This window comes from Acanthopleuribacter pedis, from assembly GCF_017377855.1.
Taxonomy (GTDB): Bacteria; Acidobacteriota; Holophagae; order Acanthopleuribacterales; family Acanthopleuribacteraceae; genus Acanthopleuribacter; species Acanthopleuribacter pedis.
Window position 1 is genome coordinate 1 of sequence record NZ_JAFREP010000063.1, and the last position, 20,185, is coordinate 20,185.

The 20,185-nt window shown below is 54.9% G+C and carries 19 protein-coding genes; all 19 read right to left on the bottom strand.

Translation table 11 applies throughout. The annotated features are described in order from the left end of the window. Positions 1-120: 120 nt before the first annotated feature. Positions 121-426 carry a hypothetical protein gene (locus J3U88_RS33260; protein WP_207863535.1) on the bottom strand — a complete coding sequence of 102 codons (306 nt, stop codon included), beginning with the start codon at positions 424-426 and terminating at the stop codon, positions 121-123. 3 nt (positions 427-429) lie between these two features. Further along, a complete protein-coding gene (locus J3U88_RS33265; RefSeq protein WP_207863536.1) occupies positions 430-1,518 on the bottom strand; it encodes a relaxase/mobilization nuclease domain-containing protein in 1,089 nt (362 codons plus the stop codon). Between the two features lie 118 nt (positions 1,519-1,636). Further along, entirely contained in the window at positions 1,637-2,971 is a 1,335-nt protein-coding gene (locus J3U88_RS33270) for a hypothetical protein (RefSeq protein ID WP_207863537.1), read from the bottom strand. Continuing rightward, positions 2,968-3,435 (bottom strand): hypothetical protein, encoded by a 468-nt coding sequence (locus J3U88_RS33275; protein ID WP_207863538.1) that lies wholly within the window; start codon positions 3,433-3,435, stop codon positions 2,968-2,970. The genes J3U88_RS33270 and J3U88_RS33275 overlap by 4 nt, the downstream gene beginning before the upstream one ends. After that, positions 3,432-4,913: a hypothetical protein gene (locus J3U88_RS33280; protein WP_207863539.1), complete on the bottom strand. Its 1,482-nt coding sequence runs from the start codon at positions 4,911-4,913 to the stop codon at positions 3,432-3,434. The genes J3U88_RS33275 and J3U88_RS33280 overlap by 4 nt, the downstream gene beginning before the upstream one ends. After that, positions 4,910-6,715 carry a hypothetical protein gene (locus J3U88_RS33285; RefSeq protein WP_207863540.1) on the bottom strand — a complete coding sequence of 602 codons (1,806 nt, stop codon included), beginning with the start codon at positions 6,713-6,715 and terminating at the stop codon, positions 4,910-4,912. The genes J3U88_RS33280 and J3U88_RS33285 overlap by 4 nt, the downstream gene beginning before the upstream one ends. Before the next feature lie 178 nt (positions 6,716-6,893). After that, positions 6,894-7,706 (bottom strand): hypothetical protein, encoded by an 813-nt coding sequence (locus J3U88_RS33290; protein ID WP_207863541.1) that lies wholly within the window; start codon positions 7,704-7,706, stop codon positions 6,894-6,896. Between the two features lie 9 nt (positions 7,707-7,715). Next, complete coding sequence (locus tag J3U88_RS33295; protein WP_207863542.1) at positions 7,716-10,490, bottom strand: LPD7 domain-containing protein; 2,775 nt, start codon at positions 10,488-10,490, stop codon at positions 7,716-7,718. Further along, positions 10,487-10,960 carry a hypothetical protein gene (locus J3U88_RS33300; RefSeq protein ID WP_207863543.1) on the bottom strand — a complete coding sequence of 158 codons (474 nt, stop codon included), beginning with the start codon at positions 10,958-10,960 and terminating at the stop codon, positions 10,487-10,489. The genes J3U88_RS33295 and J3U88_RS33300 overlap by 4 nt, the downstream gene beginning before the upstream one ends. Next, positions 10,957-12,813, bottom strand: a complete 1,857-nt coding sequence (locus J3U88_RS33305; protein WP_207863544.1) for a type IV secretory system conjugative DNA transfer family protein — start codon at positions 12,811-12,813, stop codon at positions 10,957-10,959. The genes J3U88_RS33300 and J3U88_RS33305 overlap by 4 nt, the downstream gene beginning before the upstream one ends. Further along, positions 12,806-13,135, bottom strand: coding sequence for a hypothetical protein (locus J3U88_RS33310; protein ID WP_207863545.1), 330 nt, complete (start codon positions 13,133-13,135; stop codon positions 12,806-12,808). The genes J3U88_RS33305 and J3U88_RS33310 overlap by 8 nt, the downstream gene beginning before the upstream one ends. Continuing rightward, positions 13,132-13,476, bottom strand: coding sequence for a hypothetical protein (locus J3U88_RS33315; protein WP_207863546.1), 345 nt, complete (start codon positions 13,474-13,476; stop codon positions 13,132-13,134). Before J3U88_RS33315 ends, J3U88_RS33310 begins: the two co-directional genes overlap by 4 nt. 46 nt (positions 13,477-13,522) lie before the next feature. Next, on the bottom strand, positions 13,523-13,903 hold the full coding sequence (locus tag J3U88_RS33320; RefSeq protein WP_207863547.1) for a hypothetical protein: 381 nt from the start codon (positions 13,901-13,903) through the stop codon (positions 13,523-13,525). Between the two features lie 104 nt (positions 13,904-14,007). Next, positions 14,008-15,252, bottom strand: coding sequence for a TrbI/VirB10 family protein (locus tag J3U88_RS33325; RefSeq protein ID WP_207863548.1), 1,245 nt, complete (start codon positions 15,250-15,252; stop codon positions 14,008-14,010). Between the two features lie 14 nt (positions 15,253-15,266). After that, complete coding sequence (locus J3U88_RS33330; protein WP_207863549.1) at positions 15,267-16,121, bottom strand: hypothetical protein; 855 nt, start codon at positions 16,119-16,121, stop codon at positions 15,267-15,269. A gap of 26 nt (positions 16,122-16,147) precedes the next feature. After that, on the bottom strand, positions 16,148-16,777 hold the full coding sequence (locus J3U88_RS33335) for a hypothetical protein (protein WP_207863550.1): 630 nt from the start codon (positions 16,775-16,777) through the stop codon (positions 16,148-16,150). Further along, positions 16,761-19,622 carry a TraG/VirB4 family ATPase gene (locus J3U88_RS33340; protein ID WP_207863551.1) on the bottom strand — a complete coding sequence of 954 codons (2,862 nt, stop codon included), beginning with the start codon at positions 19,620-19,622 and terminating at the stop codon, positions 16,761-16,763. The genes J3U88_RS33335 and J3U88_RS33340 overlap by 17 nt, the downstream gene beginning before the upstream one ends. Positions 19,623-19,635: 13 nt before the next feature. Continuing rightward, positions 19,636-19,833, bottom strand: coding sequence for a hypothetical protein (locus J3U88_RS33345; RefSeq protein WP_207863552.1), 198 nt, complete (start codon positions 19,831-19,833; stop codon positions 19,636-19,638). 41 nt (positions 19,834-19,874) lie between these two features. Further along, positions 19,875-20,147 carry a hypothetical protein gene (locus tag J3U88_RS33350; RefSeq protein WP_207863553.1) on the bottom strand — a complete coding sequence of 91 codons (273 nt, stop codon included), beginning with the start codon at positions 20,145-20,147 and terminating at the stop codon, positions 19,875-19,877. Positions 20,148-20,185: the final 38 nt, after the last annotated feature.

A 20,185-nucleotide genomic window follows, 5' to 3' on the forward strand; every position in this document is an offset into this window, starting at 1 on the left:
GCGTATCCTGCACTTTATGCGGTGTCGACCCGAAGAAGTATCTGTCGGAAACGATTATGCGAATCCGCAACGGCCGCGGCTTTCAGCTTCCCTATGCATTTGCCAATGAGCACGAGACCTTCAACCTGATCTAGCGTTGGCTCGTGGTTCTAGCTTAAAGGAAGCGAGGGCGCGTTTTTGCCTGCTCGTTGGTAGGCTTACGATTTTGTTGATCACCCACCGCCCGATCTGAAGCAATTCATCGTTTTTGGGCGAAGCATGGGGTTTGGGTTTCTCCCCGTTGTCCGCCATTTCCCAGGCGACCAAGCGGTGTAGGGCTGTCACCAGGGTCTCAAGGGTTTCGTTCAGGCCTTCAACCGCTTGCTCTAGGCAGGCGATCCGCCGGGTTAAACAGATGAGTTGGTCCTCGATGGGTTCCTGCTGCATGGGTTAGCTCCTGTGGCGGTCTGGGTTGCGCTGGTCGCGGTCCTCCTCTTCCTTTTGTTGCGTGGAAGAAAAAGGATTGGCATCGATTCGGTGTGCTGCTTGACCCAAGATCTGCAAAATTTCCTGTAGCTCGCCCGGTCGCCGCCGGCCCAAGGCTCGTGGCGGTGCAGGAGCACCAAACGGTTGCCTCCCGGCTGACGCGCGTTGCTTTCGGGTTGGTCTGAGCCGTTTCAGGGTGCTTTGAAGGGTTTGTTGGTCCAATGCCTTGGCGGCTTCGGGACTCAGATCCTCGGGTGGCCGATTGAGACGTGCTTTGGCATGACATACCGCGGCAAAATCCCGGTCTTGCCGGTAATCCACCCGTTTTAAAAGGGTGTTCCAGCTTCTGCCGATTTTCGAGCCTTGCACAAAAAAGCCATTGAGTTCGTAAGTAACCCCGGAGATGTGTTCCCCGCCGACATTGGCTTTGAACCCCACCCCATACCGCGCCAGCCGCTCGATGAACGCGGTCATCGTGGGTCTGCCCGTGCAAGCTGCATCGATACGCGCCCGAATGATGGCTTTTGAGGACGTCACACCGCGTGCTTTGCGCATGGCCGCCTCGCCTCGTTTTTCGCGTTCCCGGCTGGGGCGCTCCTTTCCTCGGTACACGTCCAATGCGGCCTTTTGCAGTCCGTATTCCTGCTCCAGTTGGGCGGCGATACTGGAAGCGCGCCACCGCTCCTGGTAGGTATCGACGGTTTTGTAGGTGTCACTTCTGATGCGGCTGGCAATGACGTGGACGTGTTCCTGGGGTTCATCCGTATGCCGCACAATGACATAAAAGTTGTTTTGGTAGCCCAAACGAACCATCATTTTTCTCACGATTTCAATCCAGCGATGATCGCTGAGGTGCTCGCTTGGATGGATCGCCAAGGACATGTGCAGTACCGGCTTGCGAACCCTTTGGTTTTTTCCGCGAATCACTCCAAAGTCTGCGCTTAATTCGTCGACGGAACCTTGCACGTGTCCGATGACATAGGCACCCTCTTTTTGGATCGCATATTGAAGAATGCCGCGAAAACCCGCGCCATGATTGATCACTGGAATCATTAAAACCACGTCCTTTTTTGACGCTTGATCTGAAGCAAGTGATTTGCTTCAGATCAAGCCTGCTCGGTGCGTGAATATGCTTTAGATTTTAATTATCAAGAACCGCATTAGAGTGTTGTCATTCATGCCTTGTAGCCGGTCCTGGTTTGTCTTGTTCTGGATAAACCACATTGCCGCTATCTTGTGTTTTCTTTGAGAAAGCTTTCGCTTTCAGTGTGGCGCCTGCCGAAGAGGCGGCACCTGCGATAAAGAAGAATGACGTGAATAAATCATCCCCGATTGATTGCAAACCGAGCATGGCCCCAATAAGCGACGGGGTTTTGATGACGATGTAAATCATGCAGAGCAGACAGACGATCATCGACAAAAGTGTTTTGGCCGTAGCCCCACCTGCATAAAAAAGTTCAAGTGGTTTCTCGGCTGCATACAGAATGTCTCTGCCGGCTTCCGTGTACAAAAATCCAGGACGGTATTGTTGAATGATTTCGGTTAAGATGGGGTAGTCGGCGGCTACTTCGCGGTAGGCTTGTAGTTGTATTGCTTCGATCATAAAGAAGGTCATCCAAATCACGATGACGATGACCGTTTTAAGAGGCAGGTAGACAACAATCATATTAAAACCAACCGACAGACATTTTTTTCCATTGATGAACCATGCCCAGGGCAATAGGAGAAAAAAGATACCCGCCACGTAGATCGCCGCATATTTTACTAGGCCGGCAAGAAGGTACATAACCAGACTAACCCCAAGCAAGATGATAAAAGCGGCGATCATGCCCAAGGACGAGACAAGGTTGTAAAAAAGCAAGGAGATCTGTTTGACCAGGTAATCGCCCATTTGCTCGGCCGAAAAACTTTTGAGGAGGTCCCAGGTTCCCATGGGTTCGCCATCTTCCGTTGGCTCGGTAGGGATTCCTTTCGCTTCAAGGTCCTCGTTGGACCACAGGTTCTTCATCAGGGTTTGCAGGTATTGCGCTCTGAAGATAATAAAGTTGTAAATGATCTCGGCATCGTTGGGGGCGCGCGACCTTTTTACCACGGCGGCCTTGCCCGAGACAAATTCATCGCCGAGGTTTTCTTGGGCCTTGATCGAGACATCCCAGGACAAGATACCCGTGGCAATGGTGTCCGCACCGTAACTTAAACGCTCAATCAAAAAAATGGCAACCGTCGTTTGCCCGAATTGGGTTTCACTAATGACAACCTCCGCGTCTTGGAAGCCAATCAATTCCCCTGGGTTTGGCAGCGGCACAAAACAAAGCGTGTAAACGAGCAGGGAAAGCCCCGCGCTTTTCCAGTAATGGAAACCACCTTTTGCGTCGTTGTTGGCGCCATGCCAGGCGCCGCGGAGCCAATGAAAAATAAAAGATGCGGCATATACGCTTCCGGCGATGCCTTTGTAACTCAGAATCAGCGGGGTCAGCATGTGGTAGTAAATGGGATCGTAATTCAACCGCGCTCCTTTGACTGAAACAGGCCCGCGATTTTCTGCGCCTGGTCGCGAATCGCCGTAGATACATGGGCGAGTTCATAAGATCGGTTGTTAAAGTTTTGAATCTTTTGATGATAAATGGCTAAATTCTTTTGGCGCTCTTCCGGCGCTTCGCTTTGAAGCGCCTTGCCGTAATGGGTATATGCCGAGGCCAAATCTTCTACTTGGCTTGCGTACAGTTCCGATAGGTGTTGTGTGCTTTTTGCCATGTTCGCGCTATGGTACACAATGGCTTGATCCAGGTTGTTTTGATGCAGCAGGGAAATTATCGAGGAAAGAAGCAGGCCGTTTGTAATCAAACTAACCCACAGTAAGCTTCGGGTTCGATTCGCCAAAAGCCGTGGTACTGAAATGGTGTCGGCATTGGGGTCGACCTCTAAAAAGAACCCTTTTTTGATTTGCTCTCGGAACCCCGCGAACTTCATGAGCCACCCGCCTCGGTTGATTGCAGGATCTGCATGGCCAGCCATTGCATCGTTTGCGTGCCGCCAATCAACGAATGGGGCGGTGTTCGGTTCCGCCGCAAGGTTTCGGTTGTCGCCGTGAAGTTTTGGTTGATGTAACCATCGATCACCCTGTGGTCGCTCCGCTTGCCCTCGGCCTTGGCAATCTGATCCAGCAGGTTGGTGAACACGGCATTCACATCCATCAACTTTCGTTGCACGTGCATAGAACGGTTAATGGCTGCATCCATTCGCTTGCGAATGACGCCGTGAAGGAAACTCTCCTGCTTGGCTTGTTCCTCCGCCCAGCCGTCCGCGCTAATGGAAAGCGAGGTGGCCACCAACATCGCGGCATGCCCCGAGCTTTCAGGCGTCCAGTCTTCCAGCGGGGTTACCAAATCCTCCAAAAAAACTACCAGGCTGTTGATGTCGTTCACGGCGGCGTTGATTTCATTGGCCCGTTTGGAGAGGGACAAATGCGCCCTTGCCAACTTTTCCTTGAATTCGCGGCCCATCGCGCGCCACACGGCGGCACAAACGCGCCGGTGCAAATACTGCTCGAAATCGCTGATGGTGACGCCGTCCGCGGCTTCCAACTCGCCGGGGAGCGGCATGGGATCGTGCAGCGGGATGTTGGTGGCAAACATGTTTTCCAGCATTTGGTCCCAACGCCAAACGACTTGCCCGTTTTCGCCCTCAAAATTGAACGGGCTGTAGCAGGTGGTTTTTCCATCGCAAAGCAGGTAAAGCAGTGGGTTGTCGGCCACGTCTTGCAGGATTCTTTGGGCCACGGCTTCTTTCATGTGGTCCCGGAATGAGGAAAACGCCATCTCTTCCTGCCTGTCCAGGTAAACCGAGGTCGTTTCCCTGAATTCCTGATCCGTCACGAACCAGGCGGGGAACCGGGGCGTGGGCGCATCAAGAAATAGGTTTTCCCAATAATCGCGATCACCGGCGATGTGGATCGCCAGCATTTCCATGCGGCTGGGATCGATGGACGCACGCCCCGCCTCGTCGAAGGTCAAACCGAGCACACTTTGGAGCAGTTCGTTCACCGAATCCCGACCCTCGAAAACATGCTGATCCAGCTCAAACCAAATCTGGGATTCGAGCATGACGCGCATGTTGCGGCGCCAGCGGTTGGTGAAGGTCTCGCGGTCCTGCGCACCCAAACCCTCCAGGGCGTCGATGGAATTGCTGACGGCAAGGTAGGCGGTGTAGAGCTTGCGCGCGTTGGCGATCAGTTCCTGGTTGTTCAGGTAAAGCTGGTAGATGGAAGTGAACCAACGGCCGTAGTTGGCCGGAATGGAAATGCCAAACATGCCGGCAACGGCGCGCGGTGCGGTTGCGACCGGCACACAACACAGCAGCAACAGCAGCAGGAGGCGACGGTAGTTCAGCGTGGCGCCCAATACAATCCGTTCGGGCGCAAAAAAGTGCGCGTGGGTGGTTCCGTTCATCCGGCCACCCCCCAGAGCAGGCCGCAAGGCGCCTGAAGCACATCCTCGATTTCGCCATAAAGCGTTAGGTACTCAATGGTCCAGGTGGGGTCGGTGCAGCGCACGAACGGCTGGAGGAAAATGCCGGGAAGCGAATCGGCTGTTTCGGATTGGGTGCTGTTTTCGGTAGTGTCGGAAGGGGTTGCCTCCAAATCGGATAGGGTCGGCGGCGGGGTCTGCCCCTGCTGCGCTTGATTCACCTGGCGCCGGCCCAGTCGGTTTTGGAGGTCGGTTAAGGTTTCACGCGGCGGTTCGGATGGGTCCGGCAAAATGAGTGTTCGAATAAAGCGATGCGCTTTTTCGCGCAAGTTGCCCCGCGGCCCGTGTAACGCGGACCAAACCCAATCAACATAGTTCAGGCGGCTATGGGACCATCCGCGCCGCGGTTCAATCACAATACGGTCGTGGTACTGGCAGAACGTGCAGTGTTCCCCCAGTTGCTCGAAAAAGTGCGCGCCCAACACGGGGATATGCCCTAGATAACCTTGGTCGGTGCAGTGGCGGCCGAAGGGGTTGAATTCGATTTGGGTGTCGTTCATCCGTTCGATGTGGTCGATGTTCGGCCCCACGAACCTTTCGAATAATTCCCAAAGGTGGTCGTTATCCGGGTTGTCCCTGAGCATCTGAATCAGGGAAAGGGCGGCGTCGGTGAGGTCTCGGCCGCTTTTGAAGCGTCGGTCTTCCCGGTTCCGCTGCGCTTCGACGGCTTCGACCATGTTCGGATCGGTCAGGATGGGACCCTGCAAGCCGCTCGCTTGAAGTTCTTCACGGACGCCCGCGACGCGGCCATGGGTAATGGTTGCGTTGGGGTCCAAAACCTGAGCGGTGGATTCGGAATGGTCGCGCGCGCCCTGGATCGACCAGATTTCGAGCGGCGGACCTTCCCCGTACAGCGCGGGGGTCGGGGCCGGTCGATGGTTCATGATCCGATGGAACAGCGGGTAGCTGAATTCGCCGCAATGTTTGAAACCCAACATGGGAGTGATGATGATGTGTTGATCGCCGTCAACAAGTTCGGCGGCGTCGCCGGCGATTGAACCCAATACTTCCATCAATTCCTCGGCGGGTTTGGTTGTGTAGATATAGGTTTCGGTACCGCATTTGGTTCGGTTGGGCCACACATCATAAATAAGACCCAGGTTCATCGCGCTTATGGGTGTTTCCCATGCGCGAATTCGGTGGGTTTGAATGGTGTAATTTCCCGTTGGTTGTACGGCGATGTGATAGTACTGATAGGGCTGCAACATGTCGACGGTAACCGTTACCAATGGCAGAATCTCAATTTCAACAGGGAATGTCCGGTAATCGCAGTACCAGATATCGTGTTTGACGCCCTCGGAATTAATGGTGATCTTCCAATTAATGCCGGCTGAGATTAGCGTGTATTCCCAACTCAAGGACATTGAAGCTTTGGTTGATGTGGGTGAGCGCGGCGGCGTGTAAACCACATGTTGATACCCCATCACCAGCGCCAAGGGGATGGGCTGAATCGGGTTGGGCGCATAAGGGATCACGGTACAGGGAACCTCTAAGGGATTGTCGGCGTTGGGTTCAGGCCCCACAAGCACTTCAGGACAGGGGCCTTCCATGGCACTGCTCCACCGCTGCCGGTACAGTTCGGGGTAATCCGACATCATGGTCCGCGAGGTGCGTAGGTGGTACAGGGTGCGGTCCATAACCCGTTCGTCGGGATAAAGATGGTGGGGGACCGGTCCCGCCGGGGACGCTTGCATGAGTAAAGACACAATAAGCAACGTAAACACACGAACTCCTTGGCTTCTAAAGAAGCAGTAGCGACTTAAATGAAGCCATTTTTTAAACGGCTTTGATGTTATATGAATACGTTTTAAGAATTCAGTTGTTTGAATAAAAAACACATTTAAAAATACTAAACTATGGCGACGGTTTGTTAACATTGATGACGCGATAAAACTAAACCCACTAACTAAAAAAATCTTCCAGTTCGATGAAGTCAGAAGGCGGCGGAGTGATTTCGCTCGGTTGCGCCATCGCGTCGAAAAAAAGCATACGCCGCGTGTTCCCCAGTGCCTCCCCAAGCAGTTGCCCCGCCATCACGGCTGCTACTAGGCTTTGGGAAACAAAACTCGCCGGTCGGCTCCGCGCGATTTCCTCCTGAAGCGGTTTGGTGGTTCGCAGGTTGGAGGAATCCAAGCCCAACTCGGGACAAACCAGCCCGAACAGCATCTCTGCGCCCAAGTATCCCGCGCCGTCGCGCCGCGCCCATTCGCGATGACACACCACCCGCACCGTTTCCGCAACCGCATCATGGGGATCAAGATTGTTTGGAAGGGTCAGCAACCGCCCCGCCAACTGAAGCTTGGAGCCCATGCGGATTTGGTAACCCAACCCCGTAAGAAATGCGCCATAGGAACTGGTGGGAATCGGATCGCCGGGCACGGTCGCGTTCAGCCCGCCCGCAATGTCTGTTTCGCGGAATACGGGGATAAACCGGACGTTCTCCGGGCCGTAGAACACCGCGCGGTGACCAAAAGCGGCGCGGCCTGTTGTGAGACCCAGGTTCTCAAGATCGGAGCCAAGCGCCATGCTGGACAGCCAGGAACGGTGGGCATCCAAGAAAAAGACCGTCAGGCCGCTAAGGCGGGTGCCGCGTAGGGCATCCGCCGCCGGCTGCTTCCAATTCCGATAGATCGGCAAGCGGGAAAGCTGTTGGGCCTGGCGTTTCCACGTGGGCACCACCGTTGCCCAGGCCTGCTCCAGGGAAAGCGTTTCCAAGGCACCGCCTTATGCCATACGCGGCTGTTGGCCGGCCTGTTTTGTCCGGTAGACAAAGGGCAAACCCTGAGCCAAACGCGCCTGCCATGCCTGATGGCTTTGCTTCACCCTCAGCAATTCCTTGCTTGGCGTGGCCTGGCCCGACGTCGCTAGTTGGGCGTTGATGTCCTTCAATTTGTTTTCAAACCGTTGCAGCAGCTTTTCCCGCAGTGCTTCCGGGTCTGTGTTCTCAAAAAGCTGGGGCACGACATGGTCGAAGTGATTGCAAATCAATTGGTAGAGTTGATCGGAAAGCCTGCGTTGGTTCGGGCGATGGTTGTCCAAATGCTGTTGCATGGCGGCGTTGAAGGAGGCCTTTTGTTTGCCTAGCTCTTTTCCGTAAACAACAACAAGCTCTCTGACGGCTTCGATGGCCTTGGGGTTCGCGCTCCCCAGCAATGTGACGCAAACCGGGATTTGCCCCACGGTTGTGGTGGGTGGCTGATCCTTTGCCGCTGGATGGGGGCCGTTTGATGCGGTTTTGCCATTGGGCCGTGAAACCGGGGCCGCGGTCGACTCTTGCGATGGGTTGGGTTTTTGCGTTTTATCGGTGGTGGCAACCGCGTCCAAAACCCCATCGGTAAAGGCCGTGGGTAATGCTTCGATGCGCGCGAACAGCGCTTCGCCCAGCATCTGGAGATCCGCGGGCAAATCCTTTAAATGCTGGTGGCGTTGGCTTAACAGGGTTGCCGCGCCCTGGTGCTTCAATGTATCCGCGATCACCCCGTAGCTGAGCGGGTCCTGCTCGGCCAGAGTTTCCAACAGCTCGCGCGGTGACATGTCTTGAACCTGGCGATGGTCCGCACGCCTTTTGGCGGCCATCTTGGCTTGAACGTAGGCGTCGACCATGTCCTCCGTGAAAAAATCCTCAAGGACCAGGAGCAACTTTCGATCATTGTGTTGTTCGAGTTTGGCGACCTGGTCGACGATGTCGCCAAACACCTCTGCCCGCCGGCTGTCACCTTTCGGAAGATTGCTTAAGGCCGCCAGCTTCTGAAGCGCAGCCTGGGCCGCCGCGTTTTGTTCGGGATCGGGCAGCAGGATGTAATCCGACAAAGCCGTTTGTTGCTTCTGCTGGATGGGATCAGAGGCGCCATCCTCAGTCGAATCGGACCGTTCCCGCTTTTGGGTTTTCTCTGCCGCGCCGGCGGTTGGTGCTTGAGATTGGTCCTTAGGAGGAGAACCCGATTCAGGAGCCTCACGCTCGGCACGCTGTCCCGCTTCGGTCAGCATGGTTTGGAGCCAATCCCGTTGCGCGTCCATGAGCGCCAAGGGTTCGCCGACCTTGGTGTACACCTTGGCCGGTTCGGTTTGTTTCCCCGCCACATGGAGCATTTCCAATTCGATGAGGTTTTGCTGGTGTTGGAACCAGAGCGCGGCTTTTTGACGGCCCGCCTCGACGGCAAGCGAACCTTTGCGGGTGGCCGCGCCGTGCCATTCAGCCAAACGGCTCAGCAAGGGGTCGGGTTGTTCGGGTGGCGGTCCAAAGACGGGGATCGGTGGGTTGTTCCGCGTTTCCGCCAGTAGTTTGGTCCCCCGAACAGAAGCAGACCATCGTTCGGGATCAAGTTGTTCGTCGAGGACCTGCTGCTCGAATTCCGAGAGTTGAAGCGGCCGCCCCTCATTCAGCATCGCCTCACCCACATGAAGGCTTGCTTTGGTTGAACGGGCGAATACCTCGGCTTCAAGATGATTGATGTCTACCTGGATAGAACGCGCTTTTTCAAGGTTACCCCTGCTTGCGGCCTTGGCTTTTTCACGCATCATCTTTTGGTGTTCGATCACCGGTTCCCGCAACAGGCCGGGTTCTTTGGGGGCCGGCGGGGCGTAGGTCAGCAGGTCCTGGTAGTAAGCCGCGTGCGCCGAGGTGCCAACCGCCTGTAACACCGCTCGAGCATAGGTTCCCGTTTCTGAATGGGTTGGCACCAAGTCGCGAAGTTCCTTCAAAACCTGATCATTGGGAAGTTGCGGTGCAAGCGCGGTCAAGTCGCGGTAAAAATCCCCATCCGCCAAACGCAGGCGGGTCAGGTAATCCCAAAACAGCGCCGTCTGTTTGGGGGCAGGCATCGCTGACACCGGCAGGGGCCCTTGCTTGCGCCGCCCCGCATGCCGGGCCCGCTCAGAGCCGGGCGGCTGTTTGGATGACCCTTGGGTTTTCTGTTGTGACGGTCCCCGGCCCTCACTACCTGGCTGATGGGGTCCCGCCGATGCGCGGCCTTGGGACTCGGCGCCCTCGGGTGAGGGTGCCCCAGGGTCGGAGGCTTTGGTTTGGTTTTCTTTCCCTTTAACCTTGACCTCGCGAATCGCATTTTCATTTTCGCGAACAAAATCAAGTACTTGCCGGTCCCGCTGGGATGGTTCATAACCTTGTACCTGGATGCCGTGAAGGCTGCCGTACAACCACACCTGGAAACGCCATTCTTTTTTCCCGGTGACCCGAACGCGTTTCACCTTCGAATCCGCGATCATGTTCATGATGCGATGGGTCACCGCCGGTTTCACCTTGATTGCAACATAACGATCCGCGTACATCGAAAAAAGTTGTTTGGAATTTTGGTAGTAGTGGACCCCGGCGTCCTCACGGCGTTCGCCCAACCCGTTCAAAGGGGCGTCGAGGGGCGTGACGTATTTTTTGTTCATCGCCTGAAAAAACAAGGCGTGTGCTTTCGATACCTGGGCCTTGATCTCGTCCGGGGAGGTGGGTTCAACGCGCTCCTTTTGCTCAATAAACACTTCGTTGATCATTCTTCGCCTCCCGTCTCCTGTTTTTGCAGTTCCTTCCAGCCAATTTTCATCATTTCAATCTGCATGCGGGTTGGTGTCCGGTTGACAATTTCCGTTTTCAACGTCCAATAAAAGAAACCATTGAGGCCCAACGACAGCATCAGCAAAAAGGCCACTAATGCGAGCACCAGACGCCCTTGCCGCACCAACCGTGAAAGCTCGCGGGGTAAGCCGTCTTTCAGATCCTTGAGGAACACATCCCCCTCGTGTTTCAACAGCTCGCGAATCTTTTTTTCCAGTTCCTCCGCGGCATCCTGACTGAACCGCTCCGCCTGGGCTTTGGTCGCGGGCTTTTCCCGCGACGGGTGAAGGCGCTTAAAACCCCGCGCCATGCGTGCCGTCATCGTTTGTTGGTTTTCGTTGATCATGCGTTCCAGCAGATCAAAACGTCGGTGAAGGTCCTCGATGGGTGTGTCCCGGTATTCCTTCATGGCGCCAACCACCCCGCCGGCCGTTGCCACCAAGGCTTGGCCGTTGTGATACGCACCCGAACATGCAGCGGGCAGTAGATCACACGGTGGCGCTTGCCTTGGGCCATGTGCAGCGCCATGCCCTCGCGAAACTGGCTGTACAGTTCACTACTTATAAAGTTTTGGCGTTCTTCATGAATGGTTTCCGACACGTTGGCACGGGTGCTTTGGGCCTTTAGCTGACCGTTGGGGCCGACCGTGCGGTCCGGGCTGTCCTCGCTGCGACCGTAGGAACGTCTGATCCGTGTCACATCCACCTGGCCGATGATTTTGAGCACCTTCTCCTTTTCCTCGCCATTTACACCCATGAAGAAATAATTGCTGTTGACGCTCAGAAAATCGTCCAACTTATCCTTGGTCGTTTTATTCAGCCGACTGGGCGATTGGGTCGCCAAGATATTGACCTGACCGGCCTGGCGGTTTTCGGCTAGGGCTTGGGTGTCGGTCACCCCGTGGTTCCCGTCTTTCGATTCCAGCGCCAAAAATGCGTGGCCCTCATCCTGGGCCAGCACCAACCGGTGGCGATGCGCCGGGTTGGTCTGCAACAGCTTGCTGTCGGGGCTGGCGATATCCTCGGAGATCCACGCCAGCAAACTCATTTTGATCAGGTTGAGCGCGAACAATTCCGGCTTGGATCGGCCAGGCGGCGGCAGGATCACACTGAGCGGGCGCAGTAATTGGCTCCAATCAAAGGGGAGGCGCACCCCGGCCGGTACCTCGTAAAGCCCGGCCGGGAACAGTTGCGGGTCATTGCCCGTTCGTCGCTCCTCAAAACCGTTTTTGGTAATCTCGCGGAAACGGCTGTTGGCCGCCGCGTAGAGTGGCCCCGAGTGAAGGCCGCCGCCGTGGTTGGGTGAATAAAGCACCGAAACGCGCGTGCCGGCATCGGTCGTTGCACCCAGGGGCGCATTCAGGGTTTCCAGCAACGATTGGTCCATACGCGCATCGTCGCCGGCCGCGGCGACCTCGGCCCGAAAATGTTCGTAGGCGTTGCCCAAGGTCGGGGCGCGCCCGATCTGGGTCAGGTTGATCAGGTATTCCACCATCCGCGTTAAACTCGAATTCAACCAAAAGGGATCGCGGCTGCCCAGACCGGTCGCCAGTGCCGAACTCTGGAGCAAACCGTGGAGCACATTGCGCTGCAAGGCACCCAAGCGGTTCAAGGCGAGGTCCACCACATTACACATGGCCCAGGTCAAGCAGTCGTGGCCGAGCTTTTTCAGATAGCCGTAGAAGTCCAGGGAATCCTCGGCTTTGAGCGTATAAATGATGAAGCTCGTCTTGTGAAGGGCATCCAAGGCAAGCTGTTTAATGATGACCTTGAAGAAGCGCGACGTTTTGCCCATGCCTTGCGCGCCGATGATGACAATCCCCTTAAAAATGTCCTCGCCGGACAGGTAAACATCCTCGCCGGTTAGCAGGTCGACACCGACCCAAATTCGGTTGCGGTCAATCATGGCGATCCGCCACCGCTTGCGGCGCTCAAGCTTCTGGTAGGTCGCCAAAATCTTGTGAAATTCCTTTTTTCCGATGAAGTTGCCCGAGTAATCCCGCGTCCGGGATAAGGCGGCTTGACGGCGCGCGATCATCAACAGCATTGGCAAGAGCAGCAGCGAACCCAGATGGTAGGAGGCAACCACCAACTTGACGTAAACCGGGTTGGCCGCATGGACCAGGGACGAGAAAAAGATCCCCCGGTAACCCGGCGCCAGGTAAACGCCGGGATGGCGAAGGAAAAACAAATCCTCATGCCAAAAGCAGGCTTGACCCAGCGCAAAAACAACCAGCCAAACCGTCACCACCCGCCTAATCATCCAACTCACCTTGGGCAATCGAACCCTTGCTGAGATCGGTTGTTTTCGGGGTGATCAAACCGCCAAGGCGAAACAGCAGGTGCAGCGGCAGGTAGACCAGCGGAAAGCAAAACAGGCAGAAGAAGTACAAGGCGGGATGAGTTCCCACATGGGCAAGCAGCGCCGTGATGTCTTGGGCGTTAAGCGCCGGGAACGAAAGGTCGAGGAAGTTCAGCAACACTTGGGTTTCGTATAGGAAACGCAGGCAAACCACCACCAAAACCAAGACGAATGCCAGCCCCTCGGGTGATGCTTGTTGGGTGTCTTGACCGTTTTGACTCATGAATCGCTCAATCCTAAGATGTAGTTGGTTTCGTTGAGCCACCGAGCCCAGTCGAAGCAGAGGTAGCGTTTTTGGTCGTTGCAGCGGAGGTAGAGTTTGGGCGGGCAAACCAGCGCCGCGCCCGGCTCGAAGCAGGCCTTTTGAAAGGCCTCGCGTTGTCGGATGGGTTCGGGTAATTGGAGACCGTAGGAAACCGCAACCGAATGAAACACATCGGTAAGCTGGAGAAAGGTTTCGGGATAGGAGATGAACATCAAGCCTTGCATCGCGTCGTGGGATACCCAGGAGAGGCAGGCGATGGGTTCGTTGCGGCGGTTGTTCAGCGGTTGATCGGGAATCATTGCGAAAAATACGGGGGCTCAAGCCCCCTCCCTTGATTGTTGCCGCTCACTGGCTACTACCGCCGCCACCGGAGCCGCCGGGATTCAAAGAATTCATATTCATTTCGCTCAGCGCCCCAGCAGCCCCTTGGTTCGAATTGAACCATTGATACCCGAGCTGAAGAAGGCTTGGCGCCGCGAAAAGGCCGACCGCCCATAAAATGTTAACAACCGGGTTGGTGTCCGAACGCTGACCGGACAGTACTTTTTTGCCGATGGGGATGATGATCCCGAGCAGGACAATCGCGGCACCAGTGCCGTAAAACGCCATCCTGGTAAGGAACCAAATAAAACGCGTTACCACATTGTCGGTGGCGGACGGTTGGGCAAAAACCGGGGAACCCGCGAGCAGGAACAACACCACTGCGCATTGCACGGTGCGAACCATCTTGGCCGTGTCTTGTTCGAGGGCTGCAAAGTGAGCCTTCACCCAAACGGCACTCACCATATCGTTTAATTTTTTAAGCAAAACCATGAATTACCTTCCTTTCTTTATTGGTTCTGATGGGGCGCGGGTAAATCGCGGAGCCGTTGGGTCAAGCGTTGGTAGGCGGATTCAATCTCACCCCGGCGCGCGGCCGAGTAGTTTTTACTCCTGGCCGCGGCATCGAAGGCGTGCCCGGCCTGGGTGGTGATCTGGTCGATTTCGGGGCCATATTCGTTCTGAGCCAGCGATGATTCACGAACACTCGCAACCCAAAAAGTCAGGTCTCTTTGCAAATGGATTTGCCGATCCAGGTCCAGTTCCCGCAAGCGCTCGTTGGCTTGGTCCAGGAGTCGGTCGGCCAGTTGAAACTTGAAGAGGCTCCCGAATGAATCGCCGCCCGTGTCGACCTCCAGGCTCATCGTGGCCAGGAAGGTTTCTGCGACCGAATAAGCGAACCGTTTGAAGGTGCGCCGTTCAACGCTCCCCATCAGACCGAGGGAGAGATCCATCTCAAAAGACTGCAAATCACCGTTCACCGTGCGGCCGTCATGCAGATGAAGCTGTCCAAAACGAATCAGGGCGCGGTTCTTTTGATAGCGATGAAGCGTGGCCTGACCCACCGCCGTCCCAATCGAGGTTCCCGAGGGGTCGTAGATCTCCGCGAACACAACCGGGGAAAACAGCGTCACGTTGACATTGCCAAGCAGCCGCGCCCGAAAGAAGCGGCCGGGGGGAATGATGTTCCCAACCGCGGCCGTTTCTTTCGAAGCCCGCACGCGAGGCGCGAACAACCTGCTGCCACCAGAACGTTTTGGCGTGTTTTCGCTGGGATGGTTGGCCGCGGTGCGCCGTGCTTTTTGCCCGGCACCCGGACGGCGATTGAGTTGTTCCCGTTCGTCTTTGGCCTCGCTCGGCTTGAAACCGCCGGGCGTTGGATTAGGCAGGGGTTTTAGGGTTGGCGGCCGATTCAGCAACGCATCACGGTATTCACGCGCCGTTTTGGCCCGACGCGTGGGGTTCATCGCGCGCAGGTCGGCTGGTGGCGGCTGTTCTTGCCGCGGCGGGGTTGGTGTTGGCGAGGTTGGTGTTTCTTCAGGTGGCGGCACCAGTTCAGGATCTTCGACCAAACCCAAATAGGTTTCTTCTTGTTCCCGGATCGCCCGCATTTGCAGCAACTCAGCCGTGGAAGCCTGTTCTTCCACCGGGACCGGTTTTAGATGGATGGGTGGGGATGCATTGGGGACGACCTTCTGTTCCTCCGGTCCAATCCCTGAGTCCGTGCATCCGGCCAGGAGGATAAGCCATAACAAGCAGCGCGCCCGCATCATGACCGCCGAGGTTTCTTGAGGCGGACGGGTTTCGCCGACCGTTCACCCTTCACCTTGATGCGCAGGTACAAGCGCTCGCCCTTGTCGAGTTCGAAGTTTTGGAATGATTGGAAGGTCGAACGGCCGAGGTCGCGGTTCAGTTCCGGCGACAGCGGGATTTCGTATTGAAAGTGTTTGCCCGACCTTTTTCCGCGCGTCAGTTCGAGGATTTCCACGTCCGGGGCACCCTCCAAAGGGGTGAAATAAAAGAAAAACGGCGCCTTTTCGAATTGGTAGGTCAGGCGACCGTGGGGCACCGCGATGTGGCGGTTGTCGGGCGAAGCGAGTTTGGCGAGGTACGGCAGCAGTTCGTCGGGTTTACTGGGGGCCGGTGGAACCGGGCGTTTCTGGATGGGTTTCGGTTCGCCGCCAAGCAGTTCGAAAACTACGCGCCGATCAGCCAGTTGGTATTCATCGGTTTGGTCAAGTGTGATTTCCAGAACATGATCGCCAAAAAGCAGGAACAGGTTTTGCGTTGTTTTGGTTTTGTTGACGTTCGAGATAATGAGTTTTTTGAAATCGGGCGCGCCGCTCGGCGTGGTCCCCCATTGCGCGTATTTGTAGAAGGCCCCGGTGGCGTTGCCGTTGGCGTCGCTGGACCAAGCATCATCGTAAGGCCGGGATAAAATCAAAATGCAACCCGTGTCTTTGTGAATCGTCAAGGGAATACTACGGTCGTCGTGGTCAAAGTTGTAGCGGATGTAGGAGTAGCCCCATTCGGGAACCAGCTCTTCCGTTTTGGTTTGAAAGGAATCCCCGGCGGGACCCAACAGCAGACAAAGCGATGCCATTGTCCAGTAAAGAACGTTCATGATTCACCTCATTTTTGGTTTGGTTATTACTGTGGTTTTTTGGGTTCGATCTCTTTAATCTGTAATTCTGCGAACTTAATTTGGTACGGGTTGTCAATGGTTCCCGGCGCCAAGTAACCGAAACCACGCACGTGAAAGGTACGAATACGTTTCTTGTTGTCTTTAATCGGAATCACCTGGTTGAAATAACTTTCGAAGAAAAGCCCACCGTTGGTTGGCCGAACAAAAATATCTTCTAGGTGCTCCGAGTTAAAGGTAAGTTCGGTCGTGCCATAGACATGGAAAATCGCGATCTCTTGACGCATCTTCAGCACATACTTCGCCGCCTCCGGCGAAAACATTTGTTTAAGAATCTCATCTTTAACCGCATAGTGTCCTGGCCGATCCATTTCGAAAGGATGCGCGCCGACCGCCACCGCCACCGCTTGCCGAAAGCCGCCGAGCATCACATCCCTAACTGCTTGCTCATCGCGGGTTGCTTTCATGAGTTTGGCGACATTGGTCATGGGGTTATAAAGTACGATCCACGGATAATGCTCTTTATAATAAAGCGCCATACTGTTGACTAGGTATCCAACGGTCAAGAAAAATAGCAGAACCGTTTGAAAGTCAAGGGTCGGGAGCCGAATCGTGCGAAAGTTAAATCTGGTTTTCATAATATACCGCCTCGTAAAAGTAACTTTCTTTCAAAAATGCTTGGAGTTTCACACCGTCTTTGGCCACTTCTTCAAATGCCGCCTTGTTCCTGCCGAGGAATAAATCAAGAAAGGGGTTCACTTCCTTATCTCGGAACAAAATCAGTAAGTAAGGTTTCAAAACCGCGTAAATCGGGAGGATTTCCGGTTGAAGCCTGCGCCAGTATTCCAGCGAACCAATGGGAATCAATTTGATCATTGAATGGTCAACGCCTTCTTGATCCACGTAATGCACCTTGGCGGCAAGGTCGATATAGTTCTCGATGCCGGTGAGATGACACGAGATGTTCATAATGTCTTTATCTTTGATTTTGGAAGTAAAGGGATAAAGGGCGATGGGTGTAAACCGATACCGGAACTTCCCTTGAATATCGCCCTCGCGCGTCGTGGTGCCCAAATGGATCGTGCTAAAGCCGGCCGCATCGGCGGGTTCGGCCATGGTGCGTGCATGCTCAATCAGCCCCGCATCCACCACCTTCCATTCTTTGCTCAAATGCCCCATCTTCAGGCGCATGATAAGGTGATGGTTGGCGTTTTCGATTAAGCTCGGGATACGTTCGTAATCCTTGGGTGACTGACTCGCCAAGACAAGCGAAGAACCATATTTCCGCGTAACCCGCGAGGTCGAATCCAAGATGTGGCCCAGCCCGGTCGCGGTGCCGTCATTTCCCCGGATAAACTTGTGGACCTCGTCAAACACAATCAGCGTCATGCCCGCGATGGGATCGCCAAAGGTCTGCTGGATCAACATGCTGATCAAACCGACCAGCACGTTTTTGTCCTCCTCGGAAAAGCCGTCAAGGTTAAAGGACGTCAGCCTGCCGTCTCTCAGGTCCAGTTCGTTATCGCCGATAAACGGGCTGATCTTGCAAACCGCATCCAGTTCCACGAACAAATCTTGCAGGTCGAGACAGGCCTTTTTGCGAATTTCAAGCGTGCAACTTTCAAGCTGATCCCGCGCAAACTGAATGCTCCGCTGGATAATCTCCTTTAACCGGCATCCTGGCTTCGCAAATTGGTCAAGCACCTGGAAAAAAAGCTCTTTGAACACCGCGTTGTCGTTGATGGATTTGCCCCGTTGACACAAATAGTCTTTGATAAAAATCAAGGACTGCTTGCGAACCTCGGTGCGGAGATCCTGCTGATCACTCAGGTAAGCCGTGTAATCCTCGCCGGGGTATCGCTTCAGAAAAGCCGTCTCGTCCAGCAGCGCGCCATACAAAGGAATCGGGCTGATTTTCAATTTGCCCCGGTCGCTATGGGAAATTTGGTTGCCGCCAATGGCTTCCACCAGACCGGAGAAGGAGCCGCCGTAATCCACCAGAATCGCGCGGTTGAATCGGCTACGGGCCAGGTGACTTGCCGTCAGACCGTTGATGACCACCGATTTGCCCGAACCCGGTTCGCCGACGATCACGATGTTGAAGTTGTTGCCGCCCTCAAAGAGGTTAAAGTTCAGGGTTTTACCCGCAAAATCTTCGAGAATTTGGTTGGAACCCTCGTGCCCGTGCCAGCTCGAAAGCGCCTCCATTTCGGCATGGATCTCGCCCTCTTCGCCCGCGATGCCAAGCCCTTGCGTGGAATCGGCGGCGTGGGCTTCCAGACCGGGGTGCATGCTCGCGAACAGGGCCAAGGCCCGCGTGGGATTGAGGGCCGAGGCTTGCAGGCCGCGCTCAAACAGCCACTCCTGTGCTTTGTTCAAAACAATGCGTGCCCGATCATCGTCATCCAGCTTGATCCAAATCACTTGCTTGAGCAGGCGGGGCTTACGGCCGCTTTGGAGTTGTTGCTTGAGGGTTTCAATTTCGGCGGGGATTTGCTGCATGTTTTCACGGGTAGTTCGGTCCAGCAACCCCTTGGGAAAGGCGGATTCAAGCGCGCCAACCCTGGAAATGCGGCGTACCTCGCGGGCCGGGATCGGAAAGGCAAGCGTGTGCCAGAGAATCGGCCGGTTTAGATGTTGGCCAAGGTCCTGAATGCGTTTGTGATTGAACTGATGCGCATAATTGGCTTCGTAACCGATGATGAGCAGCGGCATGAAGGTGCCGCCGACCAGTTCAACCACGGCCGGCACGCCCAACGAACGCGCCGCCGAATAAGCGACAGCACCGGCCTGGCCGTACAAGCCAGGGCTAAAGAAAGACGCGGCAAAGGATTCAAAGGGAATGCCGCGAATCTTTTTGGATTCTTCCACGATGGCCGCGGCCTCTTGTGGGTCCTCGACTTCAACCATGACCTGCATGCGAATGACCCCGCGCGCGGTGGTTTGTTGGAGTCGGCGGTTGTCGTAGTCCATAATCCGGCGCAGCGCGGGTTCGACCCCTTCATCGATTTTGTAGAGGTTGGGTGCTTTGCCGGCCTCAAAGTAAACCGCGGAGACAATTTTTTGCCGGAACAGCACGCGCAGGGGCCGGTGGGTCTCCCTTTTGGCGTCCACCAGTTCGAGGAAAGGAATGGTGACCTCGAAGGTGGCGCGGTAACCGTTGGTGGTGCGGCACACATAATCGAGGGCGGTTGGTTTGAGCCCGATAATGTCTTTTTGTAGGGAGATAACCGGGTTGGCCGCGAAACGTTTAAGTAGGAAACCACGCCATGATCGGGCATACACAAAAGCGACCACGATCATGAGCCCAAAGATGGCCGTGTAAATAAGGGTTTTGGGTTCAACGAGGATGCCGAAACGGTAAACCGCCAAACTAACAAGCCAAGAAACCAGCCAGGCAATCAGTAAGAAACCGATAAAAAAGAAAAGGGTGCCCAGCCGGTTTCGAAAGGGGTAATCAAAGGTGGTGGAGGATTCAAGCATAGGGGTCTCTTTTTTAGGAAATGGAGATAGAACGCGAGGGTTTGTGAATGTCGACGGCTTTCTCTTGGTTGAGCTGCCACGGCATTAACCGATTTTGAACGGGATGGGTTTCCAAGCTTTTTTCCCACTCGGAAATGGAGCGGGTAAAACCACTTTTTTCAATAATTTGTTGTTCGAAAGGTGGATAAGTAGACACAGCTCCGCCATTCATTAAAGACCTCCTTACTTTGGTTATCTCGTTAATGCTTTGCGTTAGGGGTCAATCGACACTCTGCCTTTAAGCTTGGTGTACAGTATTTCTTTTGAAAAAGGCACTTCCGAAACCTTACCAACAGCAAAGCTCAGAAGCAAAAATAGGGTTAGGTTGACAATATAAGGGAAAGGAAGTAATTGCCATGCAAAAACCAAGAAAGACAACAAGCATCCACCCACGAAAGAAACCAGATAGATAATCCTAACTTCTAATGTAAATAGTTTGAATTTGTGTGTCTTGCCAAGATCTTTAAACCGCATAAGCTGTTTCACCTCCCACGTCTTCCGTGTGCTTAGAGGATACGGCACTT

What these genes read in the sequence shown, in the direction of transcription:
- J3U88_RS33335 (WP_207863550.1), bottom strand. Translation starts at nt 16,777, where the DNA reads ATGAAAACCAGATTTAACTTTCGCACGATTCGGCTCCCGACCCTTGAC.
- J3U88_RS33305 (WP_207863544.1), bottom strand. Translation starts at nt 12,813, where the DNA reads ATGATTAGGCGGGTGGTGACGGTTTGGCTGGTTGTTTTTGCGCTGGGT.
- J3U88_RS33280 (WP_207863539.1), bottom strand. Translation starts at nt 4,913, where the DNA reads ATGAACGGAACCACCCACGCGCACTTTTTTGCGCCCGAACGGATTGTA.
- J3U88_RS33345 (WP_207863552.1), bottom strand. Translation starts at nt 19,833, where the DNA reads ATGAATGGCGGAGCTGTGTCTACTTATCCACCTTTCGAACAACAAATT.
- J3U88_RS33265 (WP_207863536.1), bottom strand. Translation starts at nt 1,518, where the DNA reads ATGATTCCAGTGATCAATCATGGCGCGGGTTTTCGCGGCATTCTTCAA.
- J3U88_RS33315 (WP_207863546.1), bottom strand. Translation starts at nt 13,476, where the DNA reads ATGATTCCCGATCAACCGCTGAACAACCGCCGCAACGAACCCATCGCC.
- J3U88_RS33300 (WP_207863543.1), bottom strand. Translation starts at nt 10,960, where the DNA reads ATGAAGGAATACCGGGACACACCCATCGAGGACCTTCACCGACGTTTT.
- J3U88_RS33320 (WP_207863547.1), bottom strand. Translation starts at nt 13,903, where the DNA reads ATGGTTCGCACCGTGCAATGCGCAGTGGTGTTGTTCCTGCTCGCGGGT.
- J3U88_RS33275 (WP_207863538.1), bottom strand. Translation starts at nt 3,435, where the DNA reads ATGAAGTTCGCGGGGTTCCGAGAGCAAATCAAAAAAGGGTTCTTTTTA.
- J3U88_RS33340 (WP_207863551.1), bottom strand. Translation starts at nt 19,622, where the DNA reads ATGCTTGAATCCTCCACCACCTTTGATTACCCCTTTCGAAACCGGCTG.
- J3U88_RS33310 (WP_207863545.1), bottom strand. Translation starts at nt 13,135, where the DNA reads ATGAGTCAAAACGGTCAAGACACCCAACAAGCATCACCCGAGGGGCTG.
- J3U88_RS33295 (WP_207863542.1), bottom strand. Translation starts at nt 10,490, where the DNA reads ATGATCAACGAAGTGTTTATTGAGCAAAAGGAGCGCGTTGAACCCACC.
- J3U88_RS33330 (WP_207863549.1), bottom strand. Translation starts at nt 16,121, where the DNA reads ATGAACGTTCTTTACTGGACAATGGCATCGCTTTGTCTGCTGTTGGGT.
- J3U88_RS33260 (WP_207863535.1), bottom strand. Translation starts at nt 426, where the DNA reads ATGCAGCAGGAACCCATCGAGGACCAACTCATCTGTTTAACCCGGCGG.